The sequence below is a fragment of the Parabacteroides sp. KHUB-01 genome (assembly GCF_056640935.1).
Genome location: NZ_CM153256.1, coordinates 2,291,458 through 2,308,255, shown reverse-complemented (window position 1 = coordinate 2,308,255; position 16,798 = coordinate 2,291,458). Strand labels below are relative to the sequence as shown.

The 16,798-nt window shown below is 40.4% G+C and carries 14 protein-coding genes; 8 read left to right on the top strand and 6 right to left on the bottom strand.

The window, feature by feature from the left end; all coding sequences use genetic code 11:
• Positions 1 to 38: 38 nt before the first annotated feature.
• The 3 genes from ACYIAR_RS09985 to ACYIAR_RS09975 form a co-directional block, all read right to left on the bottom strand.
• A complete protein-coding gene (locus ACYIAR_RS09985; RefSeq protein ID WP_480329335.1) occupies positions 39 to 890 on the bottom strand; it encodes an exodeoxyribonuclease X C-terminal domain-containing protein in 852 nt (283 codons plus the stop codon).
• Positions 891 to 946: 56 nt separating this feature from the next.
• On the bottom strand, positions 947 to 1,873 hold the full coding sequence (gene cysK / locus ACYIAR_RS09980) for a cysteine synthase A (protein ID WP_480329333.1): 927 nt from the start codon (positions 1,871 to 1,873) through the stop codon (positions 947 to 949).
• A gap of 75 nt (positions 1,874 to 1,948) precedes the next feature.
• Complete coding sequence (locus tag ACYIAR_RS09975) at positions 1,949 to 2,842, bottom strand: serine O-acetyltransferase (protein WP_480329331.1); 894 nt, start codon at positions 2,840 to 2,842, stop codon at positions 1,949 to 1,951.
• Positions 2,843 to 3,079: 237 nt separating this feature from the next.
• Between ACYIAR_RS09975 and ACYIAR_RS09970 the strand changes: the two genes are divergently transcribed.
• The 7 genes from ACYIAR_RS09970 to ACYIAR_RS09940 all read left to right on the top strand — a co-directional run bounded on the left by ACYIAR_RS09970 (position 3,080) and on the right by ACYIAR_RS09940 (position 10,703).
• Entirely contained in the window at positions 3,080 to 3,940 is an 861-nt protein-coding gene (locus ACYIAR_RS09970; RefSeq protein WP_480329330.1) for a hypothetical protein, read from the top strand.
• Positions 3,941 to 4,032: 92 nt separating this feature from the next.
• A complete protein-coding gene (locus tag ACYIAR_RS09965) occupies positions 4,033 to 4,749 on the top strand; it encodes a glycosyltransferase family 2 protein (protein ID WP_480329328.1) in 717 nt (238 codons plus the stop codon).
• Positions 4,750 to 4,833: 84 nt separating this feature from the next.
• A complete protein-coding gene (locus ACYIAR_RS09960; RefSeq protein WP_480329326.1) occupies positions 4,834 to 6,282 on the top strand; it encodes a glycosyltransferase in 1,449 nt (482 codons plus the stop codon).
• Between the two features lie 97 nt (positions 6,283 to 6,379).
• Positions 6,380 to 7,204: a glycosyltransferase family 2 protein gene (locus ACYIAR_RS09955; protein WP_480329324.1), complete on the top strand. Its 825-nt coding sequence runs from the start codon at positions 6,380 to 6,382 to the stop codon at positions 7,202 to 7,204.
• A complete protein-coding gene (locus ACYIAR_RS09950; protein ID WP_480329322.1) occupies positions 7,201 to 8,295 on the top strand; it encodes a glycosyltransferase family 4 protein in 1,095 nt (364 codons plus the stop codon). The genes ACYIAR_RS09955 and ACYIAR_RS09950 overlap by 4 nt, the downstream gene beginning before the upstream one ends.
• A gap of 404 nt (positions 8,296 to 8,699) precedes the next feature.
• Positions 8,700 to 9,074, top strand: a complete 375-nt coding sequence (locus ACYIAR_RS09945) for a BlaI/MecI/CopY family transcriptional regulator (protein WP_480329320.1) — start codon at positions 8,700 to 8,702, stop codon at positions 9,072 to 9,074.
• 159 nt (positions 9,075 to 9,233) lie between these two features.
• Positions 9,234 to 10,703 carry a TonB family protein gene (locus ACYIAR_RS09940; protein ID WP_480329318.1) on the top strand — a complete coding sequence of 490 codons (1,470 nt, stop codon included), beginning with the start codon at positions 9,234 to 9,236 and terminating at the stop codon, positions 10,701 to 10,703.
• A gap of 181 nt (positions 10,704 to 10,884) precedes the next feature.
• Here ACYIAR_RS09940 and ACYIAR_RS09935 read toward each other — a convergent pair whose 3' ends face one another.
• Complete coding sequence (locus tag ACYIAR_RS09935; protein ID WP_480333621.1) at positions 10,885 to 12,555, bottom strand: uridine kinase family protein; 1,671 nt, start codon at positions 12,553 to 12,555, stop codon at positions 10,885 to 10,887.
• A 194-nt stretch (positions 12,556 to 12,749) separates the two neighbouring features.
• Between ACYIAR_RS09935 and ACYIAR_RS09930 the strand changes: the two genes are divergently transcribed.
• On the top strand, positions 12,750 to 14,435 hold the full coding sequence (locus ACYIAR_RS09930; protein WP_480329316.1) for a Na/Pi cotransporter family protein: 1,686 nt from the start codon (positions 12,750 to 12,752) through the stop codon (positions 14,433 to 14,435).
• On the opposite strand, the gene ACYIAR_RS09925 is transcribed toward ACYIAR_RS09930, so the two are convergent.
• On the bottom strand, positions 14,408 to 15,610 hold the full coding sequence (locus ACYIAR_RS09925; protein ID WP_480329314.1) for a lipopolysaccharide biosynthesis protein: 1,203 nt from the start codon (positions 15,608 to 15,610) through the stop codon (positions 14,408 to 14,410). The genes ACYIAR_RS09930 and ACYIAR_RS09925 overlap by 28 nt on opposite strands.
• 75 nt (positions 15,611 to 15,685) lie before the next feature.
• Positions 15,686 to 16,735, bottom strand: coding sequence for a M20 family metallo-hydrolase (locus ACYIAR_RS09920; protein ID WP_480329312.1), 1,050 nt, complete (start codon positions 16,733 to 16,735; stop codon positions 15,686 to 15,688).
• Positions 16,736 to 16,798: the final 63 nt, after the last annotated feature.

The window sequence follows — 16,798 nt, the reverse complement described above, 5'->3', positions numbered from 1 at the left end:
AATGCAAATATCTGAATAACAGAGTTATGACATATCGCCTATTCCATCTTCACATAATTAAGCCGGGTGAAGCAAATGTTATGACTTACATAAGTAGCGGCAATGCGTGCAGAAGCAATACCAAGCACTTCGCCCGGAATATATTTCTTCTCCATTGCAGAAAGCTTGCCGGATTCGTAGCTGGGGAATTGGGCAGGAATACTGAAGACAACAAGATTGCCATTATGATCGACAGCCATTATTTTCTGGCGGACAAAGAACAAAGGAGTGTTTCCCTCAACTTTCGTCAAATATGGGTCATCTTCAGGATTTACTCTCAAGACTTTCACAGAAAGGCTTTTTATTTTATCGCCTTTCTTGCCCAAGAATTTACTGTTGCGATAAGGCTGAGTGCTCTTCTTCTTCAGTCTGTCCATATAGAAAAGCATATATGCCTGAGACATCTTCACCATACGTTCCTGCTTAGGAATGCGTGCATTGAACTTACATCCTAACCAATTGATATATGACGGGTCGATTCTCAATATCTCATATAAATAATGCCCTCTGTATTTCCCGAATGATATAAGGTCATCGCCGTGAGTCTGCATTCGTTTCTGGTTATAATCCACAAGGAATATACAACGTTCGGAATACCATAGTTCCGACGTCACGAAACGCATCGAAATATAAAAATCCTCGCTCAGCTCGCTTATGAACAAAACTGCCCTGCGTTCCAGCAAAGGTGTATAAATCCACAAACTATATTTGCTGTAACCTTCGTGCGGAAGCACAACCAGATAACAGCCCACATCTTTGTAGGATTTCTTATTCCTGTTATAATTGTTGAGCTTGTCAAAAGCCTTTGTCATTTCGGCTTCTGACAGCCCCGGTATTCTCGGATTTGCCATAATGTTCAGATTTAAAAAGTTGACTAACTGACAAGTCCGTATATATGTTCATTCCCTCAGAACACGCCTGAAGACAAATATCTTTCTCCTGTATCAGGTAAAAGAACAACTATACGTTTTCCTTTATATTTCTCTTCTCTGCATACTTTCAGAGCTGCACTGACAGCTGCACCGGAAGAAATACCAACCAAAAGACCTTCAGTTCTGGCAAGCAGACGCATTGTTTCCATTGCCTCATCATCAGAAACGGTGATTATTCTGTCGGCAATTGTTGAGTCATATATTGAAGGAACAAAACCTGCGCCAATTCCCTGAATCTTATGAGCTCCGGCTTTTCCTCCTGACAATACCGGAGAAGATGCAGGCTCAACTCCAATAATATTAATGTCAGGATTCATTGCTTTCAGAGCTCTTCCTGTTCCGGTAAGAGTTCCGCCTGTTCCCACACAAGCTATAAAGCAATCAATATTTCCAGCCGTATCTTTCCATATTTCCTTTGCAGTCTGCTTGTGTGCAGCAGGATTAGCCGGATTGTCGAACTGACGGAGAATAACGGAACCCGGGATAGATTTATTCAATTCTTCCGCTTTTTCTATCGCTCCTTTCATTCCTAAATTTCCAGGAGTCAGAACCAATTCACCGCCATAGGCTTTCAATAACATTCTCCTTTCAATGCTCATAGTTTCCGGCATTGTAAGGATAAGTTTATAACCTCTGATGGCTGCAATCCAAGCCAGACCAACACCGGTGTTTCCACTTGTCGGTTCTATAATTGTTCCTCCAGGTTTCAATAAACCTTTCTTTTCGGCATCTTCAATCATTGAAAGTGCAGCGCGGTCTTTCACACTTCCTCCTGGATTGAAGTATTCTATTTTTACCAACACTTCAGCTTCACTGCCTTCATTGCCGAAAATATTGGACAGGCGCAACAATGGTGTGCTGCCTATAAGTTCTATGAGTGAGTTTTTGATGTTTCTTTCCATATATTATTATTTAGATACGAGGGGACGAGGTAACAAGGAAACAAGAAAAAACCCTTGTCAACTTGTCAACTTCTCTTATTTTCTCTGTACAATCCTTTGTCCAGCCGCAACATTCTCCGTAACCCAAATGTTTCCTCCAATTGTCGCACCTTTACCGATAGTAATTCTTCCAAGAATAGTTGCGTTAGAATAAACCGTAACTTCATCCTCAAGAATAGGATGACGTGGAATACCTTTTATCGGATTTCCATCTTCATCCAAAGGGAAGCTTTTAGCTCCGAGAGTTACGCCCTGATAAAGTTTCACGTGATTCCCTATTATACATGTTTCACCAATAACAACACCTGTTCCGTGGTCGATGGTGAAATGATGTCCTATTTCTGCTCCTGGATGAATATCTATTCCTGTTTCGGAATGCGCCATTTCAGTAATTATTCTTGGGATAAGCGGAACATGAAGCTTGTACAGTTCATGGGCAATGCGGTAGTTAGTTACCGCCCTTATTGCAGGATAACAACAGATAATCTCGCCAAAGCAAGTTGCAGCCGGGTCTCCGAAATATGCAGCCTCAACATCAGTTGCCAATATACGGCGAATCTCCGGCAATCTCGAAATAAAATCGGCAGCTATACGTGTAGCATTCTCACTGCAAGGAGATTCATGCGACAAACTCTCACAGTTTGCTGCGCCAAAGCACAGACCAGCCTGTATTTGTCCTGCAAGCATACGGAACACTTCCTCCACATTCACACCGATATGATAATTAATCGTACGGCTGTGAACTGATGATTTCCCGAAATATCCGGGAAAAAGGATTGCCCTTGACAGTTCCACAATCTTCGACAATGTTTTCCACGAAGGAATTGCCTCACCGTCTTTCTGCTTATGAAACAGTCCGCGGTATGATTGTGGGTCGGAAAGGGCATCCACTGCATTATTTAATATAGATGTATAGTCTTTCTTTTCCATAAATAACTTTTTAGTTGACGAGTTGACAAGGCTACAGAGACAAGAAATAAAAAACTCCTTGACTACTTAACTTCTTAACTACTTGACTCCTTAACTCCTCATATCCTCTTCTCCTTTCACAAAAATAAAAACTCCAGCACATATCACAATCATTTTGTTTGCAAAAAACATCAGATTTCATACTTTTGTCCATCTTTTCACAAAATATATTCAATCACTTAAGCTTACATATATAAAATGACAAAACATTTGCTTAAATATATTTTTCTGTTTTTACTTCTCACTGCTGCAATTCCTCTGAGAGCCGAAGGTTGGTGGGAGAAAATGGAATTCCTCAAATACACTCCAAGATATTTCGGAGCAAATGCTTTCCCTATTCCTGAGATGATGGGCGCAGACCTTGGTTCGGAATGGGAAGTTGAAGTTCGCGGCGAATATCACACAATGCCCGGAGACAAGACAAAAAACCTTTATGCACGTCTGTATATTCCAATCGTAAAAGGGCGAGCAGGTTTGTCGGTAAGCGGTGTGGTTCAGGAATGGTATAAAACTTCGGAAGCTGTGTGCGACGAGCGTTCTGCCGTAGAAACATCTTCTCCTATTCCTTGTTTCGGCGATGTCATTGTAAACTGCTATTATCAGATTCTCCGTAACAAGAAATGGGTGGATATGGTTATAAGCGCCAATATAAAGACAGCCAGCGGAGGCAGACTTTGTGATGCCCGATTTACAGATGCAGCTTCATATTGGTTTGATTGTAATATCGGCCGTAATCTTTGGGAAGATGAATCGTGCAACGCATCATTCAGACTTCAGATGCTTGCCGGATTCTATTGCTGGATGACTAACGACACTAAACATCGCCAGAACGATGCTTTCTGTTATGGCGCAGGAGCAAGAGGAACATACCGGAATTTCCTTCTGGATTGCGACGTTTCCGGATTCAACGGTTATCGCGGTGATGGTGACAAGCCAATACAGCTAAGACTTAAACTGGAATACGAACTGAAAAAGAATGTGCTTTCCTTCAGATATAAACATGGAATAAGAGATATCTTGTATGATTCATATTCTATTGCTTATATCAGAAAATTCTGATTCCGGCAAAAGTGCCAAAGATTCAAATTGCTTGAATGTGAACAAATAATATTGTACCTTTGGACCTTGTTGAAAGCAGAATACATTATTGTATGAAGAAGTTACATATTATCACTCCGGTAAAAGATTCCATTGAGTTGACTCTACAAACGGCAGAAGCTATCTTAGCATCTGACGTTTCCGTTCCATATACATATTATATATATAATGACTTCAGCACCGAAGAGAATACTGCACGTCTGAAGGAAGCTTCCGAAAAGATGGGATTCACGCTGGTGAATCTTTCGGATTTGACTACGCATCCGTCACCAAACTATCTGCTGGTTTTGCAGCGCTCGCAAGAGCTTGCCAAAGCTGAAGAAGCCGGTCTGATGATTATCGAATCGGATGTGGTAGTGCGTCCGGACACAATCCAAAAACTGTTTGACGGAGCAATGGAAAGAAAGGACTGCGGAATTGCCGCTTCCGTTACTGTTGATGAAAAAGGAGAAATCAATTATCCGTATCTTTTTGCCAAAGGAAAAGAGAATATGGTGTTTGCCGAGAAAAAGCATCTAAGTTTCTGCTGTTCTCTTCTTACTTTGAACTTCCTCAACAAATTTGATTTCCATAATTTGGACCCGGAAAAGAACTGGCACGATGTGACAATCTCACACCGTTCACTGAAAGAAGGATTCACAAACTATCTTTTCACCAATCTTCCTGTTTGGCACCGCCCGCACAGCAGTCGCCCGTGGAAACAGTTGAAATATACGAATCCTCTGAAATATTACTGGCTGAAGTTCACAAAAGGGCTGGATAAGATATAATACAGAGACAAGGGAACAAGGCTACAGAAACAAGAGGCTTGCCTTGCCAACTAATAAACTTAAAAACTCAAAAACTCAAATCATATGTCTCCGATGGTTTCCGTGGTTATTCCGGTTTATAATATGGAAACGTTCCTTGCCGAAACGCTGGAATCTGTTTTGTCGTCGGTCTATCCTTCATTTGAGGTTATCGTAATGGACGATGGCTCGAAGGACAATTCACTGGCAGTCGCACGCAGTTTTGCGGAAAAAGACAGCCGTGTGAAAGTGTTCACGCAGAAAAATGCAGGAGCTTGTGCTGCCCGAAACAATGCTATTTCAAAGGCAAACGGCATCTATATTCTTCCGGTGGATGCAGACAATTTGGTTGAGCCAACTTTTATAGGCGATGCTGCAGCAATACTGAAGGACAATCCGGAGGTTAAAGTTGTTGCGCCTCGCTCCGACTTCTTCGGTGCAAGAAGTGGAGAATGGAAATTACCTCCTTTCTCGCTTAAGCTTATAGCGAGAAAAAACATAATGGACACTTGCGCTATGTATCGCAAATCCGACTGGGAAAGAATCGGAGGATATTGTGAGGAAATTATAGCGCGCGAAGACTGGGAATTCTGGATTTCCATGCTCAAAGACGGCGGCGAAGTCAGGAAACTTCCTTACATTGCTCTCCATTACAGAGTGCGTGAAGGCTCTAAACGTGTAACCGACAGAGCCTTGAAGAAACACGTAATTGCTGTTCTCAACCGCAGGCATCCGGAGTTTTTCCACCGCTTCCTTGGCGGTCCGTTGCGTTACAGACGTACATGGTCGCGTGTAATAAACTTCATATCCGGAATTTTCTCACCATCGAAAGTTTTTGTTTCTGAAGAGTTCAAAAGTCTTTCGCCTTGGATTTATAATCTTCCTCAATCATTTGACAATGATGGAATATCAATATATAAAGGGAGAAATGAATTGCGGGAGAAAGAAACTCCTCAAGGCACAATGATAGTGAAATCATACAAGCGTCCGCATTTCATCAACCGCATTGTATATGAATATTTCCGCTCGTCAAAGGCAGAAAGAGCTTATCAGTATGCAGAGTTGTTCCGCTCAAACGGAATTGGCTCGCCTCAACCCGTAGGTTTTATAACGAAAGGGAATTGCTGCCTGTTCGACAAAAGTTATTTCGTTTGCCTGAAATCGGAATGTCCTTACACTTTCCGTGATTTCGCAAAGAAATCATTTGAAAGGAAAAATGAAATATTACAGGAAATAGGAAAAGTAACGGCACGTATGCACGAAGCCGGTTTGTATCACGAAGATTATTCAGCCGGAAATATTCTGTTCCGCGATGATTTGCCGGAAATAAAGATTGAGATAATCGACCTCAATCGCCTTACTTTCGGAAAGGTAAATTTGGAAAAAGGCTGCAAGAACTTCGAACGTCTTCCAATGGACGAAGAAACCATACGTGTGATGATTGGTGCGTATGCAGAGGCTCGGGGCTTTGACAAAGAGCAATGTATCAAGATAGTTAACAAGGGAACAAGTTAACAAGTTGACAAGGGAATAAGTATAAATACCTTGTATCTGAAGCCTTGTAAACTTGTCAACTAATAAACTTAAAAACTAATAAACTCAAAAACTAAAAATGGAATCTTATCCTCTGGTTTCAGTTATAACAGTTTGTTTCAATGCCGAGAATTGCATAATTCCTACGATGGATTCTGTTCTGGCTCAAGACTATCCTAATCTGGAATATATATTGATTGACGGAGCATCCACCGACTCAACTTTGCAGCTTATACGCAGCAAGGAAAAGGATTTTGCCGACAGGAATATTCCGCTGGTCATAGTCAGCGAACCGGACAAAGGTATTTATGACGCAATGAACAAAGGGCTGAAACTGGCAAAAGGGAAATGGATAAATTTCATGAATGCCGGCGATAATTTCTATTCCGGAAATGTTCTCTCCAGCTTTTTCTCCAATACGGATTATGGAGAAGCAAAGATTGTTTACGGGAACACCGTTCTTGCCCTTGATTTCGGAGAAATAGAAATGCTTCCGAAACCGGTGGATTATCTCCGGAAAAAGATGTCGTTCTGCCATCAGTCCGTATTTGTGGACGGCGACTTGATGAGAAAGGAGAAGTTCGACACTTCGTTCCGTCTGGCAGCAGACTATGCCTTTTTCTACAGATATTATATGCAAGGCGGCAAATTCCACTATGTTGAAAAGGTTGTGGCACGATTCGAATCCGAACAAGGCGCCTCATCAAAGAACCGACTTCAGGTAAACAGAGAATATGCACGCATACACGGTGTGGAAAACACTGCTAAATGGAAAATATGGTTTGCCTTCAAATGTCTGCGAGTACATCTGAAGGAAGCTCTCCACAGTATGATTCCGAAATCATATTTGGGTAAAATAAGGGAAAAGAATTATCGTCGTATTGTCAAAAACAGAAAGAGATGAGCAAACAAACAGTACTTTTCGACCATCAGACTTTCGAGATGCAGAAGTTTGGCGGTATTTCAAGATATTTCTTCGAATTAAGACAAAAGCTGGATTGCAACGTTAAGCTCTCACTTGGCGTTACAACAAACCATTATTTGAAAAGTTCCGGCAATTGTCCTGCTCTTTATCTTCCGGAAAGACCTTATAAATGGCTGAAAGGACCGATTAAAAAATATAATCTTTCCGTTAGCCAAAAAGAAATACGTAAAGGCGATTATGATATTTTCCATCCTACGTATTATAATCCTTATTTTCTGGACGTTCTGCCTAAAGGAAAGCCTTATGTTATAACAGTTCATGATATGAATCACGAACTGTTCCCGCAATATTTCGGCAATGCCGACAAGATGACGGCTTGGAAAAAGGAAACCGTAAGTAATGCTTCGCGAATAATTGCAATCAGCCAACGCACAAAAGCTGACCTTATCAGATTCTTTGACGTTCCGGAAGAAAAAATCGACATAATATATCACGGAATTGCTCAGGAAATGATTCCATACAACGGACTCCGCCTTCCTGAGAAATATATATTATATGTAGGCGACCGCCACGGATATAAAAATTTCGCAACATTCTTCGAAGCCTTCTCGCGTCTGGCTCACGAAGATAAGGCTCTGCATCTTATCTGTACCGGAAAAGCCTGGAAGAAAGCAGAAATAAAGCTTTTCGAAGATTCAGGTTTGTCGGACAGAATAATGCATATACGGGCAAATGATTTTGAATTAGGACAACTTTATCAGCAGGCTCGCATTTTTGTTTATCCTTCTCTTTATGAAGGTTTCGGCATTCCTATTCTGGAAGCTTATATCAACAAATGTCCCGTAGCATTGAGCAATGCCAGTTGTTTCCCGGAAGTTGCTGCCGAAGCCGGAGAATATTTCCAACCGGAAAATCCGGACTCAATATATCAGTCTATCAAAAGACTTTGCTCAGATGAAGAGCGCAGACAGGAACTGATCAACGCCGGATTGTCGCGCGTTCGCCTGTTCACTTGGGAAGAAACGGCAAAGAAGACATTGGAAACATATAGGAAAGTGATGAACAGATAATATTAGGTTGACAAGGCTTTAGATGAAAGTTGGCAAGGAATAAATTATTATCTGTTTATTAAGATTTACCCAACTAGTTTCGCCACAGCTGTGACCTAATTAAATCACACCCGTGACCTAATTTCGCCACAACTGTGATTTAATCTCTCCACAGCTGTGGCGAAAACAATTATTGCCATTCCTATCAAGAGATATGAAAACTGCCACAAAGAGTTATGAAAACAATATAAAATACAGAAACTAAACATTGCACAACGCCAATAAAGTTGCACCATCAGAAACTTGCCCAATAACATCCAAATAATATAATTCTTCCTTTTAAATTCTTTTAACCTTCTATTTACACCACTATTACGAATTATGCGTAGATTTGCGACAGTAGTAATCAATTAAAAAGAATAAATATGGAAAAGCTCACTCCTCAAGAAGAAAAGGCAATGAAAATGATTTGGAAACTTGAAGCATGTTGCGTCAGAGATATACTGAACCTGTATGAAGATCCTAAACCACCATACACAACACTGGCTTCAGTGGTAAGAAATCTTGAGAAAAAGAAATACATAAAAGGAAGACATATTGGTAATGTTTATGAATATACTCCGGTTGTTCAGCAATCAGAATATAAAAGTAATTTCATAGGCTCGTTTGTTTCCGGATATTTCGGCAACTCATATAAAGATCTTGTTTCGTTCTTCGCAAAAGAAGAGAAAATCTCAAAAGAAGATTTGGACGAGATTATTAATATGATTGAGAAGGGAAAGGACGAATCCAACGGTTGACAGGTTGACAAGGGAACAAGGGTTAATTTCCCCTTGTATCTGAAGCCTTGTTCCCTCGTCAACTCATAAACTTACAAACCTATAAACTCAAAAACTCAAATGCTTTATTACCTTAAAATAAATATTGCATTAGCCGTGTTCTACATATTTTACCGGCTAATGTTTGAAAAAGACACATTCCTGGTGTGGAGAAGGTTTTTGCTGATGTTCTTTCCGGTAATAGCCATTATCTTCCCACTGATAAGCATACAAAAATTCATCGAACCGGAATCATATATTGCCGGTTTGAGCGGATTTTACAGCCAGATTCTGCCGGAAATAGAAGTAAAGGCGGAACAGGTTGGAATCAACTGGGGAGAAATAGCCAGGCAATCGTTATATTTTGTAATCGCAGCAGGATGGATTGCGTTGTCAGTCCGTTTCGTTTACAAATTTCTGTTTCTGATAAATCTGGCGTTGAAATGCCACAAAACGAATATCAATGATACGGAAGTTTGTCTGCTCCCGTCATATTCAGGTCCGTTCTCGTTTTTCAACAATATATTCATTTATCCGAAAGCTCATTCAGAAAATGAACTTGAAGAGATTCTGCTTCACGAAAAAGCTCACGTAGCGCAATATCATACAATTGATGTTCTGATAGCAGAAATAGTAACTATCATCTGTTGGATAAATCCTTTTGCATGGTTGCTGAAACGCGAGGTGAGAGACAACCTGGAATATCTGGCAGACCGCAAGGTGTTGCTCAGTGGAATTGACAGCAAAAGCTATCAATATCATCTTCTTGGTTTAAGTTATAATAAGGCTGCAGCTAACTTATATAATAGTTTTAATGTTTTATCTGTTAAAAATCGGATTATTATGATGAACAAAAAGCCTTCAAAAAGAATCGAGAAAGCAAAGCGTCTGCTGCTGCTTCCACTTATAGGATTTATGTTGTTGTTCAGTTATTGCAATTCTCCGCAATCGAAGCAAAACGTAACATCGGATGAAGCGTCAAAAACAAAGGTCAAAGCTTTTGTTGTTGACGATTCGGGAATTATTATGGGTGCTACGGTTGTAATCAAAGGAACAAATCTCGGAACGATATCTGATTCGAATGGAGAATTCACTATTGAAGCGTCAACTGACGATACTTTATCAATTGGTTTTCCTTCTTTCCAGTCTAGGGAAATTGCTGTAAAAGATATTCAGGATGGGATGAAAATCAGACTTGAAAATATTCCTGTCAAGGATGCCTATGCCGGAATAACAGTTACAGAAAAAAACAGACAGGAGAACAGGAAAGTTGAGAGCACTACGGAAGGCAGTAACAAAGTATTCACAGTAGTGGATGAAATGCCGGAATTTCCCGGAGGACTTGACGGTCTTTTGAAATTCATCTCAAAAGAAATAAAATATCCGGTCGAAGCTCAGGAAAAAGGCATTCAGGGTAGAGTAATTCTTGCGATGGTGGTGGACAAGGATGGAAGCATAAACAATGTTGAAGTTCTCCGTGGCGTCGACCCACTATTGGACAAGGAAGCAATTCGCGTAATCGAGAATATGCCTAAATGGAAACCTGGCAAACATGATGGACAAGTTGTCAATGTAAGATATACTATTCCGGTACTATTCAAGCTCCAATAACAAACGTAAGATTATAATTCAAGTTTCGCAAGCTCAACTTCCAGATAACAAGTTGACAAGAATACAAGTTGACAAGATTGTTGGATAATAATTCGTGAAATTATAGGTGTTCTGACCTTGTCAACTTGTATCTGAAGCCTTGTTAACTTTTAAGTTGAGCAACTTGCGAAACTTAAATTATTTAATACTCAAACTTTCCTCCTCCCAGAAATTCCCTCAACAGAGAAGTCATAGGAATTTCAGATTCCGGAATACATTTGAAATATTGCAGGAAGCGGCGAAGGCGATATGCTTCGGTATATGCAGGAGAAGATTCCGGTACTTCGTTCAGCACTGGTTCGACATACGGACGAAGAACTGCAAGCTCATAAAGCATCGCGCTGTTGAGCATAGCATCGGCATTTTCCTGATAAGGGAAAATCCATTTGTCCTCACCACGGCGCACACTTGGCCAGCGCATTATTGTATCTTCGGCAGAATAACCGCGGAATTTACTGTCGCGCACAATACGTCGGATAAGTCGGTTGTCAGTTGTTGGAATCCAGTTATGATCATCCAAGGAAATTGAAGTTAGAGCCGAAACATAAACACGATATTTAAGTTTATCCGGAATATGTGAAGTAAGCTCAGGATTCAAAGCATGTATTCCCTCAATTACTATAACTGAGTTTTTCTTCAATTTCAACTTCTTGCCTTTATACACACGTTTGCCTGTATTGAAATCGAACGACGGCAATTCTATTTCTTCTCCGGAAACTAATTTGTTCAAATCACTGTTGAAATAATCGAGGTCCAGAGCATAAAGTGATTCAAAGTCATAATCTCCGTTTTCGTCTTTAGGAGTGTCTTCCCTATTCACGAAATAATCATCCAGAGAAATTCCTACAGGACTGAGGCGGTTTGTGGCAAGCTGTATTTCCAATCGTTTGCAAGTTGTTGTCTTTCCGGAAGAAGACGGACCGGCAATAAGGACAATGCGCACGCCATCGGCATATCTTTCAGCAATCTCATCGGCAATATGAGCAATCTGTTTTTCCTGCAAAGCCTCGGAAATCATAATCACTCCGGCTGCTTTTCCTTTTTTGATTGCCATATTAAGGTCACCGACATTACTCAAATCCAAAGCATCCTGAAACAAAAGATGCTCCTTATATACATTCAGCATTTTATCCTGACGGACGAAAGGCTCAAGTTCCATAGGATTCTTTCGGCTTGGAACACGCAGCAGGATTCCACCGGAATAAGGCATAAGGTCGAACAGATGAATATATCCTGTCGACGGAGTAAGACTGCCGTAGAAATAATTTATATATCCGTCCAAGTCGTAGTAAGTCGTATAAAGCATTCCGGTTGTTTCAATAAGCCGGGCTTTATCGGGCATATTATGTTCGTTGAAAAGAGTTATCGCATCCGTTGTGTGAATAGAACGACGGATGAAAGGAATATCTGCGTTGATAATATCCTGCATTCTGTCCTTTATCCGTTTTATATCTTCCTCTCCTATCGGGTTTTCGCCATTGTTGATAACACAGAAATAACCTTTGGAAACAGCATGTTCCAACTTCAGGCTTGCATTAGGGAAAATATCATGTACAGCTTTGGAGAATATATGACAAAGCGAGCGCAGATATGTTCTCATTCCGGACATACTTGTATAATCGACATACTCGATATCTTTCGGTTGCCAACAACGGAAACTTAGTGAGCATGTACGGTTATTAACCTGAGCATTCATAGGACGATAATGCAGAGGAGCTCCGATTGCTGTGTATATTTCGGCTAGTGATGCTCCCATCGGTACTTCCTTATAGGTGGAAGTGTTCTTGCAGTAAATTGTTATTGTGGGCATGATTTGAATTTTTGAGTTTATAAGTTGACATAGGAACAAGGCTTCTGATACAAGGGAAAAGAATCTCGTCTATTTGTTCCATAATTCCCTCGTCAACTTGTGCCCTTGTCACCTTGTTAACTTAATTTAATTTCGTATATTTGTCTCCCAAGTTAGGAATATTAATCGGATAATCAATCCACTTAAACTTTATTTTAATGGAATATTCATTTTTCGACCTCCTGAAATTATTGGGATCGTTAGCCTTCTTCCTTTATGGTATGAAGGTCATGAGTGAAGGATTGCAGAAATTTGCGGGCGACAGGCTCCGTAAAATTCTTACGGCAATGACCACAAACAGAGTCACGGGAGTTTTAACGGGGTTACTGATAACCGCTCTGATTCAGTCCTCTTCCGCAACAACCGTTATGGTTGTAAGCTTTGTTAATGCTGGTCTACTTACTCTTGGCCAATCTATTGGCGTTATCATGGGAGCAAACATCGGTACAACCGTTACCGCATGGATTATCTCAACTCTCGGTTTCAAAGTCAACATTTCTGTGTTTGCGCTGCCGCTTCTGGCATTCGGTATTCCACTCCTTTTCTCCAACAAAAGCTCCAGAAAATCTCTGGGTGAGATTATTTTCGGTTTCTCGTTCCTTTTCATGGGACTTGAAAGCCTTAAGACTTCCGCACCGGACCTGAGTGCAAATCCAGATATGCTTGCTTTTGTGCAGAGCTTCGCAGACATGGGATTCTTCTCAATCCTGATTTTCCTTTTAATCGGTACTATAATGACTGTCATTGTTCAGTCTTCTTCAGCAACAATGGCAATTACTCTTATTCTTTGTGCAAACGGCTGGATTGATTACCAGCTTGGTATTGCGCTTGTTTTGGGTGAAAACATCGGAACAACAATCACTGCAAACATTGCGGCACTTACAGGTAATACACAAGCTCGCCGTGCTGCACTGGCACACTTCCTGTTCAACGTATTCGGCGTTTGCTGGGTATTGTTGGTTTTCTATCCTTTCACTTCTCTTGTTTCTCTCATCGTAGAAAAGGGAATGCACGTAACAGATCCTGCAGTTGCTGTGCCTTTTAAACTTTCAGTGTTCCATACATGTTTCAACATCTGTAATACTTTTATCATGATATGGTTTGTAAATTACATCGAAAAAGCTGTATCATGGCTTATCAAACCTAAAGAAGATGAGGAAGAATACAGACTCAGATTCATCACTGGTGGTATGCTTTCAACATCTGAGCTTTCAGTTCTTCAGGCTCAGAAAGAAATCACTCTGTTTGCTGAACGTACCGGTAAAATGTTCAACATGGTAAAAGAGTTGTTCTATGAAAAGAACGAAGAAGCTTTCCTGAAAATATATAACCGTATCGAGAAATACGAGAATATCAGTGACCGAATGGAAATTGAAATCGCCAACTACCTTACTGCGGTTTCTGAAGGTCGATTGAGCTCGGAAAGTAAAGAAGAAATACGAGTTATGCTTCGTGCAGTTTCTGAAATTGAAAGTATTGCCGACTCTTGTAACAACCTTGCAAGAAGCATCAAGAGAAGAAATGAACACAAGTCTTCTTTCACTCAGGAACAAAACGAACATATTGACAGAATGTTTGCTCTCGTTTCTCAGGCATTGGACAGAATGAATGTCTTAATCCACAAAACAGACCAAACTCACAGCGATATCAATCCTTCTTACAATATCGAAAACGAAATAAACAACTATCGTTCTCAGTTGAAGGCTAAGAATATCGAAGATATCAACAACAAGCTTTACCAGTATCAGGACGGTGTTTACTACATGGATATGGTAAGCGAAAGTGAAAAGCTTGGCGACTATGTTCTGAACGTGGTTCAAGCTTTGGTTGAAAAGAAAATATAATTGCTTAGCGCCATCACGCAATAACCGGCAGATGTTGCCGCAGCTCCTCCTGCAACTCCATAAGCAGGAACAAATATAACTCCGAAAAGAGATGCGGCAACAAGTCCGAAGATAGAGCTGATGGCGCTATATTTTATCATTCCACCAGCTATGAAATACTGACATAAAACGGTGTTACAGGCTGCTGCTATTATACCTGGAGCAAGACAACGTATAACCACAGTAATACCCTCAAATTGAGAACTGAATATATAAGCCGTAAATAATTTCTCAGGGATAAGAAGAATAACTCCCATAAGAGCAAACGTTGAGAAGAATGTAAGCTTCAAAAGCTTTAAAGTAACACTACGGCCATGGGATTTTGTTTCGCTGCGTGCCACTTCGCTATTAGCAATATAACCTACAGCACGGCTTATGTGCCATACGCTTTCGGAAATACGGGTTGCTCCGTCCAATAATCCAACAGACGAAAGTCCTGCCCAAGTATTTACAAAGAAATAGCTCAGGCGTGTTGATATTGACTCCGCCATATTATCGGCATTACTCCATATTCCATATGTAAACATACGACGGAAAACCTGTGAATAAGGTGTTGTATTTGTATCTTTTTCTTCCCGATAAGGTTTATATAAATAAACAGCGCTTACTGCTAAAGCCGTAAAGTTGGAAATATACATGCCGTTTATATAATCTGTCACCTCATGCGAACCGATGATATAATATATAAACATCAGTATGAAAAAAAGGAAAGCGCTTTGAAGAAGAAAAACAATATTAAATGCTTTCACATTGTCCTTCCCTAAAAGAAAACGGGAATTAGCTGCAACAAGCGAGTTCAGAAGCGTGAGAATATATACTACAATAGTATATTCAGAAGGAATCATTCCCAACCACATCATAACAAAAGATGAAATGGCTGAAACAAACATAATCCACAGGTAAGAAGGAAACATTATACGCCGCATAGTATATTGTTGCATAAAATATACAATTGTGCTTCCGCAAAACATACTGTTCAGCATAACAGCAAGATTTACGGAAGCCAATATTATGCCTATTCTTCCCACGCCTTCGGCACCTAATAGCTTTGCATTAATGATTATTATTGCAAAGTTCAATGCTGCAGCCAAATAGCGCGAGACAATAGTGGAAAATGTTTTCTTAAGCAAACCCATAATAACAGATTTTATAGGCAAAAGTTAACAAGGTTAATTCCAATCCTTGCATCTGAAGCCATGTCAACTTGTTAACTAAATATGCAGGCCATCAAGCAAACGGACATAAACCTCAATAGCCTCACGTATTTCCATCAGACAAATATATTCATCTGCCGAATGTGAACGGGATGATTGACCCGGACCAATCTTAACAGAAGGAAACGACATCAGTGCCTGGTCACTCAAAGTTGGTGAGCCGAATGGTTCAAGTCCCATCATTACCGCACGACGAACAAAAGGATGATTCAAATCAGTCCTTGAAGAGTTAAGTCTGAAGCTGCGTGGCGTAACCTCGCATTCTACATTCTGCTGTATCAGACGATATAGTTCTTCATTAGAATAACACTCATTGGAACGAACGTCCACCACAAACTCGCAACGGTCAGGAACAACATTGTGCTGCGTGCCGGCATTCACAACCGTTACACTCATCTTAACCGGACCAAGAAAATCACTTTTCTCAGGGAACTGGTATGTTGCGAACCATTCGATATCTTTCATAGCTTTGTAGATAGCATTCACACCCTCATTTCGTGCAGCATGTCCAGCCTTTCCCTTTGCCACGCAATCTAGTACCATTAGTCCTTTTTCAGCTACAGCAGGATGCATTCCTGTTGGTTCACCTACAACAGCAAAAGATATTGGAGGCAATTGTTTTAATGCGGCTTCGATACCATTCTTACCTGAAACTTCCTCTTCACATGAAGCAAGGAATATAAGATTATAAGGTTGCTCATGCTCTGTCAATCTGCAAAAGGCTGAATAGAGAGATACTACACTTGCTCCTGCATCATTGCTTCCCAGTCCATACAAACGCTCATCCTCTGTTTCTTCAGGAGTAAATGAGTCTTTTGTCCAACCCGAAACAGGCTTGACTGTATCTATATGTGAATTTAGTAATATTGTAGGCTTGCTCAAATCCAGATTTCCATCTGTAAGTATGATATTATTCCCTACTCGGGAAACTTTATGTCCTTTACTGCGCCATTCATTTTCCAAAAAATCGGCGACTTTTGTTTCATCCCGACTGAAAGACGGAATGGAAATCATTTTCTTCAAGAGGTCTATTGAATAGTAGAACATATTTTTGAGTTTTTGAGTTTTTGAGTTTTTGAGTTTTTGAGTTTATTAGTTGATAAGTGGAGA